This window comes from Serratia sp. OLAL2 (genome assembly GCF_002752475.1).
Taxonomy (GTDB): Bacteria; Pseudomonadota; Gammaproteobacteria; order Enterobacterales; family Enterobacteriaceae; genus Serratia; species Serratia bockelmannii.
Window position 1 is genome coordinate 20,814 of sequence record NZ_MSTL01000005.1, and the last position, 20,910, is coordinate 41,723.

General features: G+C 57.1%; 22 protein-coding genes and 1 tRNA gene. 12 read left to right on the forward strand and 11 right to left on the reverse strand.

Annotated elements, in window-relative coordinates:
• Positions 1–211: 211 nt before the first annotated feature.
• Positions 212–544: a DUF2502 domain-containing protein gene (locus BVU99_RS05730; RefSeq protein WP_025303752.1), complete on the forward strand. Its 333-nt coding sequence runs from the start codon at positions 212–214 to the stop codon at positions 542–544.
• A 4-nt stretch (positions 545–548) separates the two neighbouring features.
• On the opposite strand, the gene BVU99_RS05735 is transcribed toward BVU99_RS05730, so the two are convergent.
• From BVU99_RS05735 to BVU99_RS05745, 3 genes are all read right to left on the reverse strand, one after another.
• On the reverse strand, positions 549–1,283 hold the full coding sequence (locus tag BVU99_RS05735) for a LytTR family DNA-binding domain-containing protein (protein WP_025303751.1): 735 nt from the start codon (positions 1,281–1,283) through the stop codon (positions 549–551).
• Complete coding sequence (locus tag BVU99_RS05740) at positions 1,280–2,971, reverse strand: sensor histidine kinase (RefSeq protein ID WP_099816972.1); 1,692 nt, start codon at positions 2,969–2,971, stop codon at positions 1,280–1,282. The genes BVU99_RS05735 and BVU99_RS05740 overlap by 4 nt, the downstream gene beginning before the upstream one ends.
• 99 nt (positions 2,972–3,070) lie before the next feature.
• A complete protein-coding gene (locus tag BVU99_RS05745) occupies positions 3,071–4,315 on the reverse strand; it encodes a DUF1479 domain-containing protein (protein ID WP_049203742.1) in 1,245 nt (414 codons plus the stop codon).
• Between the two features lie 168 nt (positions 4,316–4,483).
• Between BVU99_RS05745 and BVU99_RS05750 the strand changes: the two genes are divergently transcribed.
• The 3 genes from BVU99_RS05750 (at position 4,484) to BVU99_RS05760 (ending at position 7,007) form a co-directional block, all read left to right on the forward strand.
• A complete protein-coding gene (locus tag BVU99_RS05750; RefSeq protein WP_099816973.1) occupies positions 4,484–5,023 on the forward strand; it encodes a GNAT family protein in 540 nt (179 codons plus the stop codon).
• A 119-nt stretch (positions 5,024–5,142) separates the two neighbouring features.
• Positions 5,143–6,372 (forward strand): alanine transaminase, encoded by a 1,230-nt coding sequence (gene alaC / locus BVU99_RS05755; RefSeq protein ID WP_016926818.1) that lies wholly within the window; start codon positions 5,143–5,145, stop codon positions 6,370–6,372.
• A 110-nt stretch (positions 6,373–6,482) separates the two neighbouring features.
• A complete protein-coding gene (locus tag BVU99_RS05760) occupies positions 6,483–7,007 on the forward strand; it encodes a cytochrome b (protein WP_089181172.1) in 525 nt (174 codons plus the stop codon).
• A 66-nt stretch (positions 7,008–7,073) separates the two neighbouring features.
• Here BVU99_RS05760 and ypdK read toward each other — a convergent pair whose 3' ends face one another.
• The 3 genes from ypdK to BVU99_RS05775 all read right to left on the reverse strand — a co-directional run bounded on the left by ypdK (position 7,074) and on the right by BVU99_RS05775 (position 8,680).
• Complete coding sequence (ypdK, locus tag BVU99_RS05765; RefSeq protein WP_099782600.1) at positions 7,074–7,148, reverse strand: membrane protein YpdK; 75 nt, start codon at positions 7,146–7,148, stop codon at positions 7,074–7,076.
• A 558-nt stretch (positions 7,149–7,706) separates the two neighbouring features.
• A complete protein-coding gene (locus BVU99_RS05770) occupies positions 7,707–8,144 on the reverse strand; it encodes a hypothetical protein (protein ID WP_099816974.1) in 438 nt (145 codons plus the stop codon).
• An 83-nt stretch (positions 8,145–8,227) separates the two neighbouring features.
• Complete coding sequence (locus BVU99_RS05775; RefSeq protein WP_043140239.1) at positions 8,228–8,680, reverse strand: DUF805 domain-containing protein; 453 nt, start codon at positions 8,678–8,680, stop codon at positions 8,228–8,230.
• A 283-nt stretch (positions 8,681–8,963) separates the two neighbouring features.
• Between BVU99_RS05775 and mltB the strand changes: the two genes are divergently transcribed.
• Positions 8,964–10,052: a lytic murein transglycosylase B gene (gene mltB / locus BVU99_RS05780; RefSeq protein WP_049294902.1), complete on the forward strand. Its 1,089-nt coding sequence runs from the start codon at positions 8,964–8,966 to the stop codon at positions 10,050–10,052.
• A 58-nt stretch (positions 10,053–10,110) separates the two neighbouring features.
• Here the strand turns inward: mltB and BVU99_RS05785 are convergent, their stop codons facing one another.
• Positions 10,111–11,262 (reverse strand): autotransporter domain-containing protein, encoded by a 1,152-nt coding sequence (locus BVU99_RS05785; RefSeq protein WP_025303743.1) that lies wholly within the window; start codon positions 11,260–11,262, stop codon positions 10,111–10,113.
• Between the two features lie 396 nt (positions 11,263–11,658).
• Between BVU99_RS05785 and BVU99_RS05790 the strand changes: the two genes are divergently transcribed.
• From BVU99_RS05790 to BVU99_RS05800, 3 genes are read left to right on the forward strand one after another with little or no spacing between them, the layout of a single operon-like run.
• On the forward strand, positions 11,659–11,949 hold the full coding sequence (locus tag BVU99_RS05790; protein ID WP_049200124.1) for a hypothetical protein: 291 nt from the start codon (positions 11,659–11,661) through the stop codon (positions 11,947–11,949).
• A gap of 46 nt (positions 11,950–11,995) precedes the next feature.
• On the forward strand, positions 11,996–12,919 hold the full coding sequence (locus BVU99_RS05795; RefSeq protein ID WP_049294925.1) for a DMT family transporter: 924 nt from the start codon (positions 11,996–11,998) through the stop codon (positions 12,917–12,919).
• A gap of 3 nt (positions 12,920–12,922) precedes the next feature.
• Positions 12,923–13,225, forward strand: coding sequence for a hypothetical protein (locus tag BVU99_RS05800; protein WP_049294901.1), 303 nt, complete (start codon positions 12,923–12,925; stop codon positions 13,223–13,225).
• An 11-nt stretch (positions 13,226–13,236) separates the two neighbouring features.
• On the opposite strand, the gene dsdC is transcribed toward BVU99_RS05800, so the two are convergent.
• The 3 genes from dsdC to BVU99_RS05815 all read right to left on the reverse strand — a co-directional run bounded on the left by dsdC (position 13,237) and on the right by BVU99_RS05815 (position 16,490).
• Positions 13,237–14,166 (reverse strand): DNA-binding transcriptional regulator DsdC, encoded by a 930-nt coding sequence (gene dsdC / locus BVU99_RS05805; RefSeq protein ID WP_025303739.1) that lies wholly within the window; start codon positions 14,164–14,166, stop codon positions 13,237–13,239.
• A gap of 441 nt (positions 14,167–14,607) precedes the next feature.
• The gene (locus tag BVU99_RS05810) at positions 14,608–14,859 is read right to left on the reverse strand and encodes a CsbD family protein (RefSeq protein ID WP_025303738.1); all 252 of its coding nucleotides are present in this window, start codon (positions 14,857–14,859) and stop codon (positions 14,608–14,610) included.
• Positions 14,860–14,993: 134 nt separating this feature from the next.
• The gene (locus BVU99_RS05815; RefSeq protein ID WP_025303737.1) at positions 14,994–16,490 is read right to left on the reverse strand and encodes a helix-turn-helix transcriptional regulator; all 1,497 of its coding nucleotides are present in this window, start codon (positions 16,488–16,490) and stop codon (positions 14,994–14,996) included.
• 228 nt (positions 16,491–16,718) lie between these two features.
• Here BVU99_RS05815 and BVU99_RS05820 point away from each other — a divergent pair, with 228 nt between their 5' ends.
• The 4 genes from BVU99_RS05820 (at position 16,719) to BVU99_RS05840 (ending at position 20,692) form a co-directional block, all read left to right on the forward strand.
• Complete coding sequence (locus BVU99_RS05820; RefSeq protein ID WP_089196130.1) at positions 16,719–17,690, forward strand: TIGR04086 family membrane protein; 972 nt, start codon at positions 16,719–16,721, stop codon at positions 17,688–17,690.
• A gap of 64 nt (positions 17,691–17,754) precedes the next feature.
• Entirely contained in the window at positions 17,755–17,913 is a 159-nt protein-coding gene (locus BVU99_RS05825) for a hypothetical protein (protein WP_230201404.1), read from the forward strand.
• 683 nt (positions 17,914–18,596) lie between these two features.
• A complete protein-coding gene (locus tag BVU99_RS05835; RefSeq protein ID WP_099816975.1) occupies positions 18,597–19,397 on the forward strand; it encodes a helix-turn-helix domain-containing protein in 801 nt (266 codons plus the stop codon).
• Between the two features lie 20 nt (positions 19,398–19,417).
• Positions 19,418–20,692 carry a lactonase family protein gene (locus tag BVU99_RS05840; RefSeq protein ID WP_244590493.1) on the forward strand — a complete coding sequence of 425 codons (1,275 nt, stop codon included), beginning with the start codon at positions 19,418–19,420 and terminating at the stop codon, positions 20,690–20,692.
• A gap of 93 nt (positions 20,693–20,785) precedes the next feature.
• On the opposite strand, the gene BVU99_RS05845 is transcribed toward BVU99_RS05840, so the two are convergent.
• Positions 20,786–20,860: transfer RNA gene (locus tag BVU99_RS05845), tRNA-Arg, on the reverse strand.
• Between the last annotated feature and the right edge of the window lie 50 nt (positions 20,861–20,910).

Consider the following 20,910-nt stretch of genomic DNA (forward strand, 5'->3'; position numbering starts at 1 on the left):
GCGCCGAAAAGCGCGTGAAATGCCGGGGGAGACACGTGATCTACATCAAAGATATCAACGATTTATTGTTAATCGCCGGTGAACGATTGTGGTGAAATTGTGAAGGATGCGTCTGAAAGGCGTAAATCGGCATTGCGCCTATAGAGCGGCGGCGAGCGCGGGACTATGTTATCTGCGATCGGACGAGGTCCGCTCTGCAGGAGTCCATGAAATGAAAAAAACGCTGTTGTTACTGGCCGCGCTGCTGGCGCTGCCGCTGGCGAGCCAGGCCGACGTGTCCATCGGCGTGAACGTGCCTGGCCTGTCGTTGCATATCGGCGATCGCGATAATCGCGGCCACTACTGGGACGGCTATCGCTGGCGCGATCCGCGTTGGTGGGCCGATCATCACCGGTATGAACGCCCGCGCGGGTACTATTACGGCCCGCCGCCACGGGTGATTTACTACGGGCCACCGCGGCGCGACTGGCGAGATCGGCCGCATTACCGCATGCCGCCACCGCCGCCGCCCGGCTATTACTACCGTCCGGGCCCGCGCTGGTAAGCGCTTACAGGCGCATCAGCTTGCGGAACTCTTTCACCTTGCTGCGGCTGACCGGCACTTCAAACTCGAGATCGCTCAGCCGCAGAATGTAGGTATTGTTGAACCAGGGGACGATCTCGCGGATCTTCGCCAGGTTAACGCAGTAAGAGCGATGGCAGCGGAAGAAATGTTCTTCCGGGAGCCGGCCGTAAAACTCGGTGATGTTCATCGGCATCACGAACTCTTCCCGGCGGGTATAGACCCGTGTCACCTTTTCATCGGCGGCGGCGTAATAGATGTCGTTGATGTCGGTAACGATGATCCGCTCGTCTTTGATCAGGTTGATGCTATGGCTGCCGCGGCTCGGCGCGCTGGCCGGCTCCGTCGCGCCGGCGGGGCGATGATGCAGCGCCTCCAGTTTTTGCAGCATGGTGACGATGCGCGCCTCGTGATAGGGCTTGAGGATATAGTCGAACGCTTCGATCTCGAACGCTTCCACCGCGTGCTCTTTATAGGCGGTGATGAACACGATCGACGGGCGATGCGCGAATTTACTGATGTTTTGCGCCAGCAACACGCCGTCCAGCGACGGGATGTTGATATCGAGGAAAATGGCGTCGACCTGGTGAGTCTGCAGGTATTTGAGGACGTCGAGGCCATCCTCGAAGGTGGCGACGATATCGATATTGCTGTGTTTCTTGATCAGGTAGCTGAGTTCTTCCTGCGCGAGGAATTCGTCTTCCACGATGATGGCTTTCATGAGGCCTCCCCGACCGGCGGCGCGCTCGGCTCCTGATGCAGCTTGCCGCCGTTTTTGCTGATGTAGAACGCGATTTCGGTGCCCGGCTCCAGGCGGCGGATATGCAGCCCTTCACCGTACAGCAGCGACACGCGGTGGTGTACGTTGAGCAGGCCGATATTGTGGCCCGGCATTTCGTTGCGCGCCACCCGGTCGATGGTTTCCTGGTTGATGCCGTGGCCGGTATCCTTCACCGAAATTTTCACCCGATCGCCCTGATCCTTCACCGCGATCACCACCACCCCTTTCCCCTTACAGGGCTGGATGCCGTGCACGATGGCGTTCTCCACCAGCGGCTGGATCAGCAGGCTCGGAATGCGCACCGAGACATCGTCGTCGATGTCGTAGATCACCGTCAGCTTGGCGCCGAAGCGGGCCTGTTCGATGGCGATATAGTCCTGAATCTGATGCAACTCCTTGCGGATATCGATCAGTTCGTCGTTCAGCTCCAGGTTGTAGCGCAGGTAGCGCGACAGGTTAATGATCAGCTGGCGCGCGGTGTCCGGATTCAGGCGAATAGAGGAAGAGATGGCGTTCAGCGCGTTGAACAGGAAGTGCGGGTTAATCTTGCTCTGCAGCGCGCGCATTTCGGCCTTGTCCGCCATCTGGCGCAGGTGCTCGATGCGGGACACTTCTATCTGCGTGGAGATGATCTGCGACAGCCCGACCGCCATCACCTTCAGCGTGTTGGTGATCTGGTGGGCGTGGCAGTAGTAGATTTTCAGCGCGCCGGTCACTTCGCCTTTTTCCCACAGCGGCACCACCAGCTGCGAATGGATCTGCGGCGCCGCCGGGTTTTCCAGGTTGTTCTTGATGATGATTTTGCCGTGGCGAATGCTTTCGCGGGTGACGCGGCTCAGCCCTTCGCGGCCGATCGGGTAGGCTTCGCGCCCTACGCCGACGTAGGCCAGCACCTGATGGGTATCGGTGATCGCTACCGCGTCGGCGCGGATGTCCTGGCGAATGATATCGCAGATGGTGGCCAGCGATTCGCTGTTGATGTTGCGGAAATAGGGCAGCGTCTTGTGGGCGATATCCAGCGCCAGCTTAGCCTGGCGCGCGGCGATCACTTCTTTCTCATCCTCGACGCTCTGCACCAGCAGCACGATCAGGCCGATGCACACCGTGCCGAGGATCATCGGCAGGGCGATCTGCGACACGATATCCAGCCCAAGCTCGGTCGGCTTGGCCCACAGCACGATCAGCAGCATGGTGAGGGATTCGCACAGCATGCCGCCGACGATGCCGGCACGCCAGCGCTGCTCTTTTTTCACCTTGAGGTTGATGTAACCGGCGCTGATGCCGGCGATGATGCTGGTGATAAGACAAGGCACCGAGGTGATGCCGCCGATGTCGATCAGATAACGGTGCACGCCGGCGATGATGCCGGTGACGATCCCCACCCAGGGGCCGAACAGGATGCCGCCGGCCATGATGGCGATGACGCGCACGTTAACCAGCGATCCTTCGACGTTGATGCCGGAGTAGGTGCTGAACAGCGCGAACAGCGAGAAGATCGCCGTGACGATGCCGAGCTCGAGCGGCGTATGGTCTTCTTTTTGCAGCAGTTGGCGGAACAGCCGGGTGCGGGTCAGGAAAAACAGACAGATCAACATCAGCGCGGCGCGATCAAACACCGCCAACAGCATTTCAAAAAAAGGGTGCACGACGGGTTCTCGCTGCGGCTTACGGATGGCGGCAGTATACCACAGCGAAAGGGGCCCGTGGCGTGCGCCACGGGCGGGGGATCAGCCCATGCCGAGCTGCGCTTTGCCCAGTGGCGTCAGCAGGTCGACGGTGGCGCGGCCGTCGAAATCCACCTCGAAGTCGTCAGGGGCGAAGTCTGGCGGCGTTCTGCCGTCGATAAAGCTCGGCAGCTGGCGCTGCAGATAGGCGTCGTTTTTCTCGCAGCCCGGCGCGGCAGCGATGTACATCACGTTGCTGTCGAACTCGCCGTTATGCTCGTTCTCCACCGCGTGGATCACATCGCAGTGCCAAAAGACCGTGTCGCCCGGCTCCAGATCGGGAATGGGGGAAATCCCACTTAATAAAAGGGGATGCCACTTTTCCGAGATCGACAGCGCGCGGCCCGGTGCCGCATCGCACAGATCGTCGTCGGCGACGTCGTCCTGCAGCGCGCGCAGCAACACATAGGCCATGGCGTTGGCGATCGGCACCAGGTTCAGCGTGCCGGCGTTGGTGCGCTGCGGCGTCAGCGCCGTCCAACCCTGGAAGGTGCGGAACATCGAGCAGACCGCCGGGGAGGCTATTTCGCGCACCTCGGTGCGGCCGTCGGCGGCGAAGGGATCGTACTGCTGCCAGTCGCCGGAGAAAACGTGGCGATATACATAGCGGAAGTTTTCGTCCAGCCAGCGCTCAATGGTGCCGCTGTCGACGTGCGGTGACAGGCCCAGCGACGAGGAGTTCGGCGGGCGGCGGCGGGTGCGATCGGCGTAGGTGGCGACGCGGGTCGGATCGAAATGCTGTTTGCCGTTGCTCTCGGTGGCCCACAGGCTGTTGAGGAACACCTGCACCGCATGCATGCGCGCATCCTGCCGCGCTTCAACCTGCGGTTTTGACCAATAGATGCCGTAAATCTGCGGCTTGCTGGCGGCCAACTTGCCGAAATAGTTGTCTTCGGCGGCGTTTTTCAACCGTTCGACGAAGTTGTTGCGCTCAAGGTAGTCGCCGATTTCCCGGTTCCAGCCTTCGGCCTTGGCGCGGGGGAACACGCCGCGAATGGCGCAGGCGCCGCGCTGTTTGATCAGCGCTATTTGCTGCTCGCTGACGCGCTGCTGCAGGATATCTTCTGCGTCGATCTGCGGCACCGGATTATGGCCGGCGGCCAGCTCGCGGCGGATCTGTTCGACCTGGCCGCGGATGTTCTCTTCCAGCGCTAGAAAGACGTCGCGGTAGTTCGGCAATGCCTGGCGCAGCTGGCGCTTGACGTTAACGATCGTCTGCGGAATATCGTCGATGACTAAAGAGGCCATGGTGTTCTCCTGGTGCCGCGTGGATAACGGCGGCGGGCAGTTGTAGGGAATCGGGCAAGACGTTAAGGTTTTGTGGTTTTAACGTGAATGATTATCGGCAACCAATCGGGGAAAATAAAGAGATATCTTTCATTCGTAAGTTCCTCTTTTTCGTTTTTCGGAGATTTTATGAAGCTGGTCACTGAACGTCTGCACTTACAGTCGATAACCGTCGAGGATTGGCCGCTGTTTCTGCGCCTGTACCAAGATCCCGAGGTGATCCGTTACATCTCCGATCCGCGCAGCGAAGCGGAGATCCGCGCACGGTTCGAAGAGCGGCTGCCGGCCTGGGACAAACACGGCGAGCAGTGGTTGTGTCTGGTGATGCGTGAGAAGCACAGCGGAGAGGCGGTGGGCATTACCGGCTTTCGTCCGCACTGGGCGCCGTATCGGCAGGCGGAAGTGGGATACGGGAGTTTGCCTTCCGGCCAGGGCAAGGGCTATGGCAAGGAGTCGCTACGGGCAGTGCTGGATTTTGCGGTGAACGCCTGCAGTTTTCACAAATTGACCGCCACCGTGACCGTGGGCAATCTCGCCTCGCGTGGCCTGCTGGAGTCGTGCGGTTTTCAGCTGGAAGGCACGCTGCGCGACAACTACCGTCTGGCGGATCAGTGGTGCGATGACTGGTTGTTCGGGCTGTTGGCGGCGGAGTTTCAGGGCGGCAAATAAAAATATCGCGCCAGGTATCGACAAGCTCGTCGGCGCTGCGCTATGTTCGATATTCGGTCAGTTCGCTGGCCAGCGTCGCTCGGACGGTCCGGGCGCTAACGTCTATCGAGGAATCCCCTATGGCTGATAACAGTCCACAGCGCCGTTTTACGCGCATTGAACGCCTTCCCCCTTACGTATTCAACATCACCGCCGAACTGAAGATGGCCGCACGCCGTCGCGGTGAGGATATTATCGACTTCAGCATGGGGAACCCCGACGGCCCGACGCCGCCGCACATCGTGGAAAAACTGTGCGCCGTCGCCCAGCGCGACGATACCCACGGTTACTCTACTTCGCGCGGCATTCCACGCCTGCGCCGTGCCATTTCGCGCTGGTATGCCGATCGTTATCAGGTGGATATCGATCCGGAAAGCGAAGCCATCGTCACTATCGGTTCGAAAGAGGGGCTGGCGCACCTGATGCTGGCGACCCTTGATCACGGCGATACGGTACTGGTGCCGAACCCCAGCTACCCGATCCACATTTACGGCGCGGTGATCGCCGGCGCCCAGGTGCGCTCGGTGCCGCTGGTGGACGGTGTGGATTTCTTCGGTGAGCTGGAGCGCGCCATTCGGGAAACCATTCCGCGCCCGAAAATGATGATCCTCGGCTTCCCGTCCAACCCGACCGCGCAGTGCGTGGAGCTGGATTTCTTCGAGCGGGTGGTGGCGCTGGCCAAACAGTACAACGTGCTGGTGATCCACGATCTGGCCTATGCCGATATCGTTTATGACGGCTGGAAAGCGCCGTCGATCATGCAGGTGCCGGGGGCGAAAGACATCGCGGTGGAGTTCTTCACCCTGTCGAAAAGCTATAACATGGCCGGCTGGCGCATCGGGTTCATGGTCGGCAATCCCGAACTGGTCAGCGCGCTGGCGCGCATCAAGAGCTATCACGACTACGGGACCTTTACGCCGCTGCAGGTGGCGGCCATCGCCGCGCTGGAAGGCGATCAGCAGTGCGTGCGCGATATCGCCGAGCAGTATCGGCAGCGCCGCAACGTGTTGGTGAAGGGGCTGCATGAGGCGGGCTGGATGGTGGAAAACCCGAAGGCGTCGATGTACGTGTGGGCGAAAATTCCCGAGCCTTATGCCCACCTCGGTTCGCTGGAATTTGCCAAACGCCTGCTGGCGGAAGCCAAGGTCTGCGTCTCGCCGGGCATCGGCTTCGGCGACTACGGCGATACCCACGTGCGTTTCGCGCTGATCGAGAACCAGGACCGTATCCGCCAGGCGGTGCGCGGTATCAAGGCGATGTTCCGCGCGGACGGGCTGCTGAAGCCGGGCAAAGCCGGCAGCGCCAAATAATCCTGTCAGGCCGGGCGTTCGCCCGGCCTTATTTTTTCCGTCCCAAGGTTTTCTTCATTATTTCCCCATTATGCTCAACTACGCTGAATTTTATTTTTTGGATAGAGTGTATGAGCAACCGCTACGCGCGATCGCAAATCGTTTTACATTGGCTGACTTTGCTGATGGTGATCCTCACCTATGCGGCGATGTTGCTGAAGGATTCAGTGCCGGAGGCGTGGGCGCCGCTGGTCAAAACTCTGCACTTTAATTTTGGGGTATCGGTTTTTGCCCTGATGCTGATTCGGTTGGCCATGCGCGCTTTCCACGCTGCGCCGCCGACCACGCCGCCGCTGGAGGAATGGCAGGAAGTGGGCGCCAAGATCTTCCATTGGCTGCTGTACGTGGTCTTCCTGATGTTGCCGTTGCTGGGCATGTTAACCCTGGCCTACGGCGGGAAATCGTGGTCTTTGCTGGGCTGGCCGATGCCGCAGTGGGTGACGCCGGATCCGGTGATGCGCAGGCTGGTCAAAACGGTTCATGAGACGCTGGCGAATATCGGCTACTTTATCATTGGCGCACATGCGTTGGCGGCGCTGTTTCATCACTACCTGCGTAAGGACGACACCTTGCGCCGCATGATGCCGGGCAAATGATCGTTAACAGAAACGACAAAGGGACGCTTGCGCGTCCCTTTGGCTGTGTTCCTGGTCTGGCTACCGTCAGGCAACCATCAACATGAAGGTGCCAACCCAGGCAACCAGCATGAATGACACGCCCATCAAAAAATATTTCACTGAACAACTCCTGTCTGGAGTCCTCGCCAGCAATGATCCCGATTGTTGTGCTGAGTATTTTATGGGCAGCCTGCTTGTCGGGCGGATTCTTCCAAGCGAAAGAACAACGTCCTCGAGCGCGGGCTGTCCGGTTGTCGCGCCTCATGCTCCGTGAGGTAAAATCCGAACCGCGACAGGATCGGCGCTAATGTACTCTCAATACTGGTCTGATTTCAATACTGTGTTTTTGATCACAATTTTCGGCTGTTTTTTGAACAGGGTGCGCTGTTTTATAACGCTTTTTATGGGCGGGCGACAGGAACTAGCCCGCCGTGGCGGGCTGTTAAATAGGGGATGAAGCAATGCAGCGGCGGGCGCTCAGGCGACGGCGTTGATGCCGGTCGCCAGAATGACCCAAAAAACGAGACAAGACAGCAGAATAACGGCCCAAATATGACGGCGACTCCACTCCATTTTTAGCCTTCGTTGTTGCGACAGGTGATTAGGTAGCCATCATATCGGCGCAAAACGGGGAAAATTTAGTCCTGTTGGCGAATATTTCGCTAACTTAGCGCTAACTCATTGGCAAACTTCGTTTATTGTCACGCGCACTTCGTAGCCCAGCAGATACAACGCCTGCTCCAGCGCTTCAACCTTCGAGGCGTAGCCGATATCCAGCAACCGCTCCATTTGCCCGCCGTTGAATCCCAGCTTGCGCGCCAGCGCCGCTTTGCCGGTGTTTTTGCGTAGCATGGCATTGTGCAGTTCGATCTTCAGCGCCACCAGCGCCGGCAGGTGTACTTTCAAGTCATCGGTTTGCGCAGGAGAAGGGGCGGGCAGAGGCAGATCTTCATCCATCGCGGCGGCGATGGCGGCCAGCAGGCTTTCCTGCGCTTCCAGCTCGATGTCTTCGCGTTTATAGCAGGCAGATTGCCACTCGGGGAAGTCGTGGAAACCGATCTGCCAGGCGTCGCTGTCGCTATCGAAGGTGTAATGGGCGGGGTAGTGGCTGTACATGGCAATCCCTGATTGAAACCTGAATGAGGCGCTATTGTGACGGCGCGGCCGGCGGATAGCCATAGCCTTGAGCGGAATGGCGCTCAATCGGCATGTTCACGCGGCTTGCGACGCAGCCCGTCGGGCGGCAACAGTAGGGCGCAGATCATGACGGCCAGACTGAACAGCGGCAGCCAGCGCGCCACCGGGCCGGGGGAGTAGTTGTTGAGCACCGAGCAAACGTAGCATGTGACGGCCAGCACCCAACCGGGCAGGCCGATATCATTAAGGCGAAACGCGGTTTTGGCCATAAACCACGCCACCAGGCCAAAACAGAACAGCGCCCACACCATGATGCACAGCAGATACAGCAGCACCGAGACGAATTCCTCGGTGTCGCCGTGCGCATGGGCGCGAAAATGGTTTTTATCCAGATAGGTCGACAGAAACGACAGCAGCACGATGCCAACGGCGAAGATCGCCAGCGAGAAAACAAAGGGTTTGCGCGAGATGCGCCCGCGGTAAAGGTCTTTGGTGAGTTGTCCGAGAGATTCCATCACAGTCCGTTGTCGTCATCATTGGCCGCCCGGCGGAGGCCGGATGGCAAGCAGCCGGGCATTCTAGCGGGGTAAACGGGGGCGTCAAGGTGATAATTTTTCTCATTTAGTCGCGGTTGAGATTCCACGCGGCCGCACAGGGCGTCCTTTCACCGAGCAAAACGTCACAATTTGGCACGTTTGGCTACCTGACGCGGTCATTGGCGGCATAATCCTGTTTGTTCGCGTTGAACAATGCATTAACATAACTCCCACTTATCTCTTGCATGGCTATGGATATCCGATGCGTCACCTGGTTGCGCTTTTACCGCTGATTACCTTGCTTGCTGCCTGTAGCAGCACGCCGAAACCCAGTACCACTGCTACGCCGCAGAGCACCCCGGTAAAGGGCGGCTTTTTGCTGAGCCCGGCGCACAGCGGCGCGCCGCTGGGAGGGGATTTCGCCAATAACCCGAATACCGCGCGCTTTATCGATAAGATGGTGCAGGAACACGGGTTTGACCGGCAGCAGCTGCACGACGTGCTGGCGCAGGCTCGGCGATTGGACTCGGTGCTGCGGCTGATGGACAGACAGGCGCCGACGCCGTCTACTCAGGGGCCAACCGGGCCGAACGGTTCCTGGCTGCGCTACCGCAACAAGTTCATCACCCCGGATAACGTGCAAAACGGCGTGGTGTTCTGGAATCAATATCAGGATGCGCTGCAGCGCGCCTGGCAGGTGTACGGCGTGCCGCCGGAGATCATCGTGGGGATTATTGGCGTGGAGACCCGCTGGGGCCGCGTAATGGGTAAAACCCGCATTATCGACGCGCTGGCGACGCTGGCCTTCAACTACCCGCGCCGCGCCGATTACTTCGCCGGTGAGTTGGAAACCTTCCTGCTGATGTCGCGCACCGAAGGTGACGATCCGCTCGAGCTGCGCGGCTCCTTCGCCGGCGCGATGGGCTATGGGCAGTTCATGCCTTCTTCCTTCAAAAGCTACGCGGTTGACTTCAACAACGATGGGCATATCAACCTGTGGGATCCGGTCGATGCCATCGGCAGCGTGGCCAATTACTTCAAGGCGCACGGCTGGTCCAAGGGCGAGCCGGTCGCCATTCAGGCCAACGGCCAGGCGCCGGGGTTGGAAAACGGCTTCAAGACCCGCTACTCGGTCGCCGCACTGGCTGAAGCCGGCCTGAGCCCGCAGGGTTCACTCGGGGATAACCAAGAGGCCAGCCTGCTGCGGCTGGACGTCGGCACCGGCTACCAGTATTGGTACGGTCTGCCGAACTTCTACACTATCACCCGCTATAACCACAGCACCCATTACGCCATGGCGGTATGGCAACTGGGCGAAGCGGTAGGGCGCTCGGCGCGCGGCGGCTTCTGACCGCTGCTTCAAACAACGAAAAAGGCCGCTTGCGCGGCCTTTTTTACGTTCTGAGCAATCAGAAATCGTAGCGCAGACGGACCACGGTCATATCGCCGAGGTTGTCGGTGCTCGATGTCAGCACGTGCTCTACGTCAACGCGGAAACCGTAGTCAAACTGTACGGTAACCCCGAGGCCGTTGTCGATGCGCTGGTAGTTGCGGCCGCTGATGTATTCCAGGCGGTCGCCCATGAAGTACGGCATCACCGATTTCACCGCGTACTGGCCCACCGGCACGGTATAACCGGCCAGGTATTCGATACCCCACGCATCGCCGGCGAAGTAATTGTTGACGTCGGCTTTCTTGGTGGTCAGGAAGTCGTTGTAGTAACCGCCGCCGAAGGTGAGCGTCCAGTTGTCCGGTTTCCAGCTGATGGCGGTACCGAAAATGTTCTGGTCATAACTCTTGCTGCCGCTGGTGGACGGGTTGCGCATTTCGGCGCGGGTGTAGTTCCAGGCGGTACCCCAGGTCAGATCCTGTGTAATGTGGTAATCCACACCCAGTGAGCCGCCGCCTTTGCGCTTATAACGCAGGCCGTTGCCCGGCAGGTAGTCGCTGTCGCTGAACAGGTACGAGGCGTAAACGTCCGCATCGCCGAAGCGGTTCTTGTACTTCAGCATTTTGCGTGAACGGTAAGAGCCGTCGTAGTCGCCGTTGATGCCGTTGCCCGGTGCCTGGGCCAGCATGTCGTAGTCCCAGATATCGGTCTTGGCGCCAACCACGTCATAGTAAACGCTGTTTTGCTGACCGAAGGTCATCTGGCCCCAGGTGTTGCTTTTCAGGCCGGTATACAGCATACGGCGGCTGGTGTTTCTCGCGCCGTCGGCATAGTGGTGATCCCAGTCAAACAGCGCCGGAATGTTCACACCCAGCTCGTAGTAGCTGATCCAGCTGATATCGTCGAACAGGTAGTAGTCCGCTGCGAAACGGAAACGGGTGCCGCCATCGAAGCCGTTACGCTTATACGAGCCCTTGTCACCGTCGCCCGTCATGTTGTTGAACTGCGGACGGATGCTGCCGCCAACGGTAAAGTTCAGGCGGCTGAGCGGATCGCCGGCCTGTGGATCTTGCTTCAGCAGAGTGATTTCTGCCTGAGCGGCGAACGACGCGCTGCCGATCGCCAGACCCAGCGCCACCGCTTGAGTCACTACGCGCAATTTCATTGCCATGTGTTATCCCTGTTTTATGTATGACCGCCCCATCAGCGCCGCCATGCCGATGTTTTGCGCAGAACGCTGCGTTTTCACGCATTTTGACGGTTTTTTTGGTGTTTTAGCGGCGGGCGGCATTTGTAACATAAACGGTGAGATAAATAATTACTTTTCTTGCTAATTATTGGCCGGTTTTTGACCATTTCGTGCGGTGAAAAGCGCCATTATTTATGTCTCTCGATTCGGATGAATTCATCTAACGCCAAGGTTTATATTTTTCATTTGTCAGTCATCGGCGTCAGCCTGTAATTTTAGTCGTGCAAGAGATAATTAATTTCAGCCTGTCACCGCCGTATTAACGTTTGCCTTCTTCTGCGTAATCGGTCGGCAGGAATAAGCGATTGGGAGGTCGCCATGAGAAATCTGTTAATGTTGTTGGTGGGGCTGTTTTCATTACCGGCGATGGCGGCGGAGTCGCACGTTTGCCATTCTCAAGCTTATGATTATGCAGAGGTTAGCAAACTCAGGTTATCTGACGACACCCTGTTTACCTGCCGCGGCGTGGGGCGCCTGACGATCCCGGAATTGGCACGTAAAGGATGGCGGGTGATTCATTTAGCGCAGCAAACTGAATATACCGACTCCGTCGACAGCGATGGTGAGGTTATTAAACTTTATCAGGAAATCGTGGTGTATAAAGAATAATTCTACGGTGGCCTGTGATTATTTCAACGGTGGCGAGAATTCTATTATGAATGCAAGAGTCGGTATTGACGGCAGGGCCGCCGCCGCCATGGTGCTGCTTTGCGCCATCTGGGGGATGCAGCAGGTGGCGATCAAGGCCGCCGAACAGGATGTGTCGGCGGTGCTGCAAATTGCCATTCGCTCGGGCCTCGCCGCGCTGGGGGTATACCTGTTGGCGCGTTGCCGCGGCGAGTGCTTCACCTGGGATCGCGCCACGCTGAGCGCCGGTTTGAGCGTAGGGGCATTGTTCGCGCTGGAGTTCTTTTTTGTCTCCGAAGGGCTGCGCTACACCAGCGCCTCGCATATGGCGGTGTTTTTGTACACCGCGCCGCTATTTTCCGCCCTCGGTCTGCATTTTCTCCTTCCTCAGGAGCGTCTGTCGCCGGTGCAGTGGCTGGGCATGCTCATCGCCTTTGGCGGCGTGGTGCTGGCCATATCGGGCATGGCTGACGGAAGTGGCGGAGCCGATCGGCTGAAAGGCGATTTCTATGGCCTGCTGGCGGGGATCGCCTGGGGCGGTTCTACCCTGGTGATCCGTACCACGCGTCTGGCGGAGTGCCCGGCCAAACAGACGTTGTTATTCCAGTTGACGGGCGCCTGCGTGCTGCTGTCGCTGCTGGCGATAGCGACGGGCAATTTGCACGTCGTCCTGAGCCCGGTGGCCTGGTGCAGCCTGCTGTTCCAAACGCTGATCGTGTCGTTTTTCAGCTACCTGATCTGGTTTTCACTGCTGCGCCGTTATCAGGCTTCCTCGCTGGGCATTCTCACCTTTATGACGCCGATATTCGGCATCCTGGCGGGGGTCGCCATTCTCGGCGAACCACTGCAAATTGAGTTTGTATTGGGTGCCGTGCTGATCGTGCTGGGGTTAATCGTGGTGAGTTGTTCATATCTTCTTTATTTTGACCGAAGGGTGGCACCAAAAATATAAATTATGGATGTTGATGTACAGAACTACCAAATAAGCTGCGAAAGCCAATTCATTATTCAGTTGCAAATATCCCGCTATGCTTGGGGCGTGCCGCTGATTACGCTCAGCGATAACGGTGATTTTACCGTGATAAGAAGCCGAGGCTGGTCGAGGTTGGCGAATGGGATGCGATTGGAGGTTTATTATTTTGCCAATAATTCCCTGCTGACCTGGGATAAAAGTCGCAAATATATTTCTTATTCAAAGGCCGGCCGGCTCTACGCCTGCGCGCTGCATTTTTCTTATTCCCCCAAAGTAGAGCGCTAACCCTCTGGCCATCAGACCAGAGGGGAGATTTTCATGATCCACTGCTTAAACGCGAGGATCTTGGGCCACTGCCGTTCGGAAATGGTCGAGGTAAAATAGCAGTGCTCACAGGGCACGGTCATGTTGGTGAACGGAATGATCAGTTCGCCGCTTTTTATCCAGTCCTGCACCAGATTAAGCCGCCCCATGGCGACGCCAAGGTGCCGTGTGGCGGCCAGTACCGCGAGATCGGAACGGTCGAACTCCATGCTTTTACTGTCGGTATCCAGCCCCAACGCAAAGTGTTGTGACCAGGTTTGCCACTCATCTTCGCCGGAGTTGTAGCGATCGTGCAGCAGCGTACAGTGAGCCAGGTTTTCCGGCGCATCGTACAGGTTATGTGCAGCGGCGTACTGCGGCGTGCAAATCGGCACCATCGATTCCTGCATAAAGGCCTCGTCCAGATGCCGCCCCGAGGGCAGTTTGCCGAAGTACATCGCCAGGTCCACGCCGCGGTTGGCCAGGTTGATGATTTCCTGCCCGGTCAAAATGTTGAGGTGAATGGTGGGGTGCTGGGCGATAAAGTCGCCGATGCGCGGCAGCAGCAGACATTGCACCAGAGACGGGTGTGAGTAGAGGGTCAATGTTCCCGTCAACTCGCGATTTTTAATGTCCAGAATTTCCTGATTCAAGGTGTTGAAGGAACTGTCCAGCGCCCATTGCATGCGCTCGCCCTCCGGCGTCAGGGTAATTCTGCGATGAAAGCGCTGAAACAGCAGAAAGCCCAATTCCTTTTCGAGCAAATTAATGCGGTGGCTTACGGCGCTGGGGGTGATCGACAATTCTTGCGCCGCCAGCGCAAAAGATAAATGGCGGGCGACGCATTCAAAAGTATGCAGCCGGGAAAATTGATAGCTGGTCAGCGGGGTCGCCCGCTGTGAATGTTTTTTACTGGGGAACATGCTATTTCTCCGTGCGCACAATCTGGCAATATTAACATTTAATGGCGCGGAGGATAAACCCAGCCTGATTGATCTATTCAGTTTTTATGCCGAGGGATTTCGATATGTTGAAGAGAATTGCATAACAACCGGAAATAACAGGCGGTGGGGGCGATGATAATCAGCAATAGGACGAATATAATAAAAAGAGGTGCCGTTAAGCAGCGAGTAAAGGCGGTGTACCGCAGCCTGAACGATAAAAGCTCATATTCCCTGCGGGATATAACGGTTTCGCCATAATCATCCGTCGCATGGCGACGTTGAGTACGCGTTAAGCCCGGATGCCAACGAGATGGAGGTAGCAATCGATAACGCTGAGCCCCGCCTGGCCAGAGAACCGTGCCCAGTGGTTACCCACCGGGCACAACATTCAGGGAAAAGCAGGTTGATCGTCGGCGCTAATCAACGGCGACGCAGCAGCAGGCCGGCCAACAAACCTGCGCCGGCAACGAGTGCCAACGCGGCGAGGGGGTTTTTCTTCATCATACTGCCGGCGCAGCTCAGGGCGTCGCCGTATTTTTCTTGCAGCGCGCCCACTGCCTGGCGCGTGACGCCTTCGGCCTGCCAACGTTCGTTACCGCTGACGTCGCCTGCGATTTCCTGCGCTTTGCCCGCCACTTTGTCCATCATGCCATTGGCTTTTTCGCTGTTCATTATGATGTGCTCCTAAGGTTCGATCCGTTTGGCGTTCGCACAGAGCGAAAGCCTGCATTTGCACCGCCATGTTATGCACTTCACTCTGCGCTCATAAGGGGCGTTTGCATCGGTGCGGGTAGTGCATTTGCAGGCTACTTGCCGTTCCTGGAGGCCGCTCCGCCGGTAAACAGCCCGCGCTCTCTGGCCCAGACGATGGCTTCGCTGCGGCTGTGCACGCCGAGTTTGGAATAGACCGTCGCGACATGATTGCGGATGGTGTTGAGCGCCAGATTGAGACGCGCCGCGATTTTCTTGTCCGGCAGCCCCTCGCAAATCAATTCCAGCACATCGCGCTCGCGCGGCGTGAGGTCGCTGGTGGTGAATCCAGCCTGGTCGGGCCGGTTGATGCTTTTTACGTTGGCCAGTTTTTCGATCAAAGTTTGGCTGAACCACGAGGCATCCTGCATCACTTCTTCGATGGCATTCACCAGCTCCAGCTCCGATCGTTTACGCTCAGTAATGTCCATGAGCACCAACAGGTAGCAGGGCGCATTATGGATACTGACGGCATCCGCCGAGGCTACGCAGTCGATTAGCTCGCTCCCTTTCTTTCGCACCTGGATATCCAACCCTTCGACGTTGCCGCTTTTTTCCAGTGCGGCAAACAAACGGCGGTTCGCCTCGGGATCGTCAATAAACTGGATCTCATCGACCGTTTTGCCGATCAACGCTTCGGCGTCGTACTCGGTGGTGCGGGTGAACGCTTCGTTGACGTCCAGCACGCGCCTCTCGTCTGCGGTACACACCAACGTCGGTACCGGGCTCAGGCGAAATGCCTTGGCGAACCGCTCTTCACTTTCTCGCAGCGCCGATTCCGCCAGGCGCCGGGGTTCGAGATCGGTAAACGTGAACAGCATGCAGTCGTCTTCATTGATATCCAGCGGTTGACCGGCAACCACCACCAGCTTGCTTCCTCCGCCGGGCAGTTTCAGCTCGGCCTCCATCTGCGGAATGGTGGCGCCTTCCCCCAGGCGCTGAACCGCCAGCTCTTTGTGCTCTGCCTGTTCCAAGACGTCGAGTTCATAAACCGAACGCCCCATGACCTGTTCACGCTGGTAACCGGTCATATCGAGGAACCCCTGGTTGACCTTGACGTAACGCAGGTCGCTTAGCCGACAAATGACCGCCGGCGCCGGATTGGCGTTGAAGGTTTTTTCAAAGCGCTGTTCGGCGCTGGCCCACTCCGTTGCGTCGCTCAGGATCAGCGCCAGCAGCTCCGGCTGCCCCTGCGCATCGGTGATGATCAGGCTCCGCAGGCGGTGCACCCAGAAGCTCTCCGGATCGTCGACCTGCCGAACCTCCACCACCACATCGGTGAAGGTTTCGCCATCGGCAACCCGGCTCAGCGGGTACTGTTCCAGCGCCAGCGGGTGGTTGTTGCGATAACGCAGTGCAAAACGCGCCGCGTACTCGCCGGCATCAGCCCCCAGGGCTTTCTGGTGGCTCACGCCGTGCATGGCCAACGCGGCTTCGTTAGCCCAGAGAAGCGTTTGATCGGTATCCGTCAGGATCACGCCGTCGGACAAGCCGGAGATGATTTGCTGCAGGTGGCCGCGGTGGGTTTCGCTGGCCAGGACGGATGGGTTCATGTGCTCTCCGCTAGACAGAAGGGGAGCGGCCTCTGATCGGGGCCGCGGGTTACGCTACTCGCTGAGCAGCTTAGTGCATAACGTGCGTATTCGCAGGGTGTGAATGCACTAGGCATTCTGGCGCAAATGAACTGGGACGGCCGACGCCGCCGCGCGGCAGACTGAATTTGTCTGCGCGGTTATCCACCGTGCGTGCAATCACTTGTCCAGAAAATATAAGGAACAACGATGACCACTGTCTATGAATCAAATCGCTTTGCGTTTCAGGTGTCATGGGGCTCGATATTGGCCGGGAGTGCCGTAGCGCTGGTGACCTACCTGATCTTCAGCGTACTGGGCACGGCGATCGGCGCCCAGGCCGTAGATATGATGCAAAAGGGCAATCCGCTGAGCGGCTTTGGCACCGGCACCGGGATCTGGCTGCTGGTTTCCACGCTGGCATCGCTGGCCGCCGGCGCGTTCGTCGCCGGACGCACTGCGCCGAACCGCGGCGGTTTGCATGGCCTGCTGAGCTGGGCGATCACCACCTTGCTGACCACCTGGCTGATGGTTTCATTGGCAAGCGGCGTGGTGGGGCTGGCGGGCAGCGCGGTGGGTAAAGGGCTCTCACTGGCGGGCAGCGGCCTGGCGGCGGCAGCGCCAAACGTGGGTGAAGGCCTCAAGCAACAGCTGGATAAAAAGGGCATCAGCCTTGACTGGGGAAGCCTGGAAAATCAGTTGAACGCCACGCTCAAGCAGACCGGCAAGCCGGAATTGGATCCGGCTCGGTTGGAACAGAAGGCCGATAGGGCGACCGCCGACGGCAAACAGTCGGCCGTGGATGCCGCGGCAGATCCGGCGCAGGCCGCCACCGAGCTTAAGCAGTGGTTCGAGCGCGTCAAGCAGTCCGGTGAGCCGACGTTGAGCGCCGCCGACAAGGATGCGTTGGTGAATATCGTTGCGGCACGCACCGGCAAGAGCCGCGATGAAGCGAGCCAAATCGTCGATAATTATGCTCAGGCTTACCAGCAAGCGGTGCAGAAAGTGGAGAAACTCAAGGCCGAGGCCGAGCAGAAAGCGCGTGAAGCGGCTGATGAAGCGGCCAAACAACTGTCTCGCGCCGCATGGGGCTCACTGCTGATACTGCTGTTGGGCGCTGCGCTGAGCGCCGGCGTGGGGCGGATTGCCGAATCAACCCGCCGTACCGTCGCGGTAAGTTGAGATGAGGAAAAACCTGTCGTGCATCTCGCTGAACTATCGAAAAGTGGCGGGAGCGTCTGCTCCCGTGCTCGTCATCGATTTTTGCAACGAGAACAACGAGCGCTACACCTTGCGCTACAACCTGCCGCCGGATACCCCGGAACGCACCGAGCGGCGGGTATCTTTGCTGCTGTATCTGTTGCGCAAGCACCGATCGGCAGAGATCGACAACCTGGCTGATTAATCAGTCCGTTAATGAAAAGCCCGGCCTGGCGAGCCGGGCTTTTTGCCGTGCTGTGGCAACAAAGCACAGCGTATGCAGACACGGCACTGTTACGAGGGAAGAGCGAGGCATAAATGGCGCCCCAATTGGCGTGGAGGGTAACGTAGGGCATCGAACAAGGTTTGTTGAAACATCGATTCTGCTTTGTATGGGAAAAGATAAAAAAGAAACGCGCTATGAAGCTCTGCGATTATCTGGCCCGAGGTTAAGGCCTTGCGTTTATCCACCGCATCCTCCCTCGACATTGTTCCTACTTCTTCGCATTAGGTTCAATAATTTTATCAGCCGACCAAACAATAAATTCACGATTTAATTTGTGATGATGAAATTCCTATTCGGCCATGCCAGTGGAGTGTAAAAAACACGTTAAGATAAAACAATTGGCAAAAAGTGTGATTCTCCCTGGAGATGTAAATGCATCTTTGACGGGAGCACTTTATGTGGGTTGTTTTTGTTTTGCCGTTTTTTTGCGGGTGGATTTATATAACATGATCATTTTCAGTTATTTAAGTAATGACTTTTCCTATGCCGCAAAAATGGCGCTGCCAAGGTGATTTTTTTTAGGATTAATCTTAATGACTTGGTTTGGTTGGTTAACGATTTTAATGAAAAGGACACAATTTTTATAAAAGCAAGGAGCGCGCATGGACTATCGGAAAGATATTCTTTTACAGGTGTTAGAGTATATGGAGAAGAATATTATAGAGGGCCTTTCCGTTGAGAAAGTGTCTATTATCTCAGGGTATTCTAAATGGCATTTGCAACGGCTGTTTAAACATTATTTTGGTATGACGCTCGGAACTTATATCAGGCACAGAAAGCTGAGCCGATCCGCAATTTTGCTTAAACAACATCAAGGGAACATACTGGATGTCGCCTTGGCATCGGGCTTTGCCTCTCAGCAATGTTACACGCGGGCATTCAAACGTTTCTTTGGCGAAACGCCCAACAGCTTTAGAAACAGCCGGGGATGGGATTTCTCCATCCAGATCCCACCGTATGGCAATGACAATAAGCCCTATTTTTATCACACGGTCATGCCGGATGATATTGAGTTGTTAAAGCAGTACAAAGCATTGATTTTCCATTCCATAAGGAAATACAGAGATGCCAGTGACATTACGCAGACTAATGAAAAATGGTTAAGCAAGAATGGAAAAGCTTATGGTGTGGAAAAAACCAGAGCGGGTAAATGGCATTCAAATAGTAAGGGACAAGAGGTTTTTCACTCTATTTTTAACTTCTACATACCCAGAGGGAAATATATTGTTATTCCCTTTATGGGAGCGTTGCCTGAGTACATTGATTTTTTTGAAAGCATCTATGACGCTTACCTGCCGGCCATTAATGTCAAAATGAGGGAAAGCTTTTTTATCGAGCTATATAGAAACGAGCATTTAAACAGCGAAGTTGTTAATGTCGATATACTGATTCCTGTGGTGTAGCGTTGAGAAAAGGAGACATCATGAGTGTAGAGAAATCCCCCGATTCGATGAATAAACGCCATTACGCTTTCGGTATGCTACCTTTAACGTTGTCTGTGTCTGGCTGGGTGAACGTTGCCGGTTTAGGCTGGCAGGTCATTCAATTAATGCTGGCATTAACCCTCTTCATGTTTTCAGGAAATGCGATGGCCAATAATCGGGAGCCTCAACAAATAGCGTTAGTCGGTACCTGGACCCATATTCCGGATGCGCCTGCGGTGCAGAAACCGGCGCACCCCAGTGAAGGGCTCTATCGTCTGAGGGTAAATGGCGACGGCACGTTAACGTTGCTCAATGTGATTAAGATGAAAAGCCCGTCATGGGTCGTAACATCCCGCGATGGCCGTTTCGCCTATGTCACCAATGAAGAGGATGCGGGAACGGTCACTGCGTTGGCGATAGACAAAGACGGCAGCCTGCGGGTGCTGAATACGGTGAGCAGTGCGGGCCAGCAGCCGACGCATGCCACACTCAGCCCGGACGGTAAGTTTCTGTTTGTCGCCAACTACTCCGTCGCCAAAGGCGGCGCGGGGGTGACGGTATTGCCGATTCGCAGCGACGGCACACTGGGTGAACGCGTGCAGCATTACCCGTTTATACCCGGCTCCGGCATCGTGCAGGGGCGCCAGGAAGGCGGGCATGCGCACTCCACCACCTTCAGCCGCGATGGCCAATACCTGTACGCGGCGGATCTCGGCGGCGATAAGTTGCACGCCTATCGCTATCGCCCGGATAACGCGCAGCCGCAGCAGGCGGATGCTTCGCGCGATGTCGGCTTTGCGCCCGGCGCCGGTCCACGGCACATGGTGTTCTCGCCAGAAGGCGAATATGCGTATGTCATCACTGAAATGGCGGGCGAGATCGAGGCGTTTGCCGTCAGCGATCATCGATTGACGCGGCAAGGGAAAGTGAAACTGAACGGCGGCCTCGATTCGGCGGAGGCGAAAAGCGGCGGGGCTATTATCCTGAGCCCGAGCGGCAGATATCTTATTGCCACCCATCGCGGTACCGATAACCACCTGCTGGTATTTAAAATAGGCAGGGACGGTCTGCCAGGCGTGCCGACGCGCTATGAGGCCGGCGGCATTGAACCGCGGGCGCTCGCTTTTGATGCCGACGGCAACCGCCTCTATGTCACGAATGTGTTCACCAATAGCGTTACGCTGTTCGATTTCGATGATGAGAAGGGTGAGTTGCAGGCCAGAGGTGAGGCGGCGACGATCTCAACGCCGACGGATATCAAGTTTTTCAATTAATGCCCATCATAAGGCGCGGGAGAAACCGGGTCTGAACAGGGGAAAAGGGGAATTGCGGGTGCAGATGATGGGGAATGGCTTGATGAGAAAGAATGGTGTCCCCGACTGGAATCGAACCAGTAACTAGCCCTTAGGAGGGGCTTGTTATATCCGTTTAACTACGGGGACGCTGCGGACCGGCAACCGAAGCTGCCGGGGCATTATACCTTTTTTTACCC

Coding starts and splice junctions, on each gene's coding strand:
- BVU99_RS05815 (WP_025303737.1), bottom strand. CDS start 16,490: ATGAACCCATCCGTCCTGGCCAGCGAAACCCACCGCGGCCACCTGCAG.
- mltB (WP_049294902.1), top strand. CDS start 8,964: ATGCGTCACCTGGTTGCGCTTTTACCGCTGATTACCTTGCTTGCTGCC.
- BVU99_RS05820 (WP_089196130.1), top strand. CDS start 16,719: ATGACCACTGTCTATGAATCAAATCGCTTTGCGTTTCAGGTGTCATGG.
- BVU99_RS05760 (WP_089181172.1), top strand. CDS start 6,483: ATGAGCAACCGCTACGCGCGATCGCAAATCGTTTTACATTGGCTGACT.
- BVU99_RS05785 (WP_025303743.1), bottom strand. CDS start 11,262: ATGGCAATGAAATTGCGCGTAGTGACTCAAGCGGTGGCGCTGGGTCTG.
- BVU99_RS05810 (WP_025303738.1), bottom strand. CDS start 14,859: ATGAACAGCGAAAAAGCCAATGGCATGATGGACAAAGTGGCGGGCAAA.
- BVU99_RS05835 (WP_099816975.1), top strand. CDS start 18,597: ATGGACTATCGGAAAGATATTCTTTTACAGGTGTTAGAGTATATGGAG.
- alaC (WP_016926818.1), top strand. CDS start 5,143: ATGGCTGATAACAGTCCACAGCGCCGTTTTACGCGCATTGAACGCCTT.
- BVU99_RS05775 (WP_043140239.1), bottom strand. CDS start 8,680: ATGGAATCTCTCGGACAACTCACCAAAGACCTTTACCGCGGGCGCATC.
- BVU99_RS05840 (WP_244590493.1), top strand. CDS start 19,418: ATGAGTGTAGAGAAATCCCCCGATTCGATGAATAAACGCCATTACGCT.
- BVU99_RS05770 (WP_099816974.1), bottom strand. CDS start 8,144: ATGTACAGCCACTACCCCGCCCATTACACCTTCGATAGCGACAGCGAC.
- BVU99_RS05735 (WP_025303751.1), bottom strand. CDS start 1,283: ATGAAAGCCATCATCGTGGAAGACGAATTCCTCGCGCAGGAAGAACTC.
- BVU99_RS05740 (WP_099816972.1), bottom strand. CDS start 2,971: ATGCTGTTGGCGGTGTTTGATCGCGCCGCGCTGATGTTGATCTGTCTG.
- BVU99_RS05790 (WP_049200124.1), top strand. CDS start 11,659: ATGAGAAATCTGTTAATGTTGTTGGTGGGGCTGTTTTCATTACCGGCG.
- dsdC (WP_025303739.1), bottom strand. CDS start 14,166: ATGTTCCCCAGTAAAAAACATTCACAGCGGGCGACCCCGCTGACCAGC.
- BVU99_RS05750 (WP_099816973.1), top strand. CDS start 4,484: ATGAAGCTGGTCACTGAACGTCTGCACTTACAGTCGATAACCGTCGAG.
- BVU99_RS05745 (WP_049203742.1), bottom strand. CDS start 4,315: ATGGCCTCTTTAGTCATCGACGATATTCCGCAGACGATCGTTAACGTC.
- BVU99_RS05795 (WP_049294925.1), top strand. CDS start 11,996: ATGAATGCAAGAGTCGGTATTGACGGCAGGGCCGCCGCCGCCATGGTG.
- BVU99_RS05730 (WP_025303752.1), top strand. CDS start 212: ATGAAAAAAACGCTGTTGTTACTGGCCGCGCTGCTGGCGCTGCCGCTG.
- BVU99_RS05800 (WP_049294901.1), top strand. CDS start 12,923: ATGGATGTTGATGTACAGAACTACCAAATAAGCTGCGAAAGCCAATTC.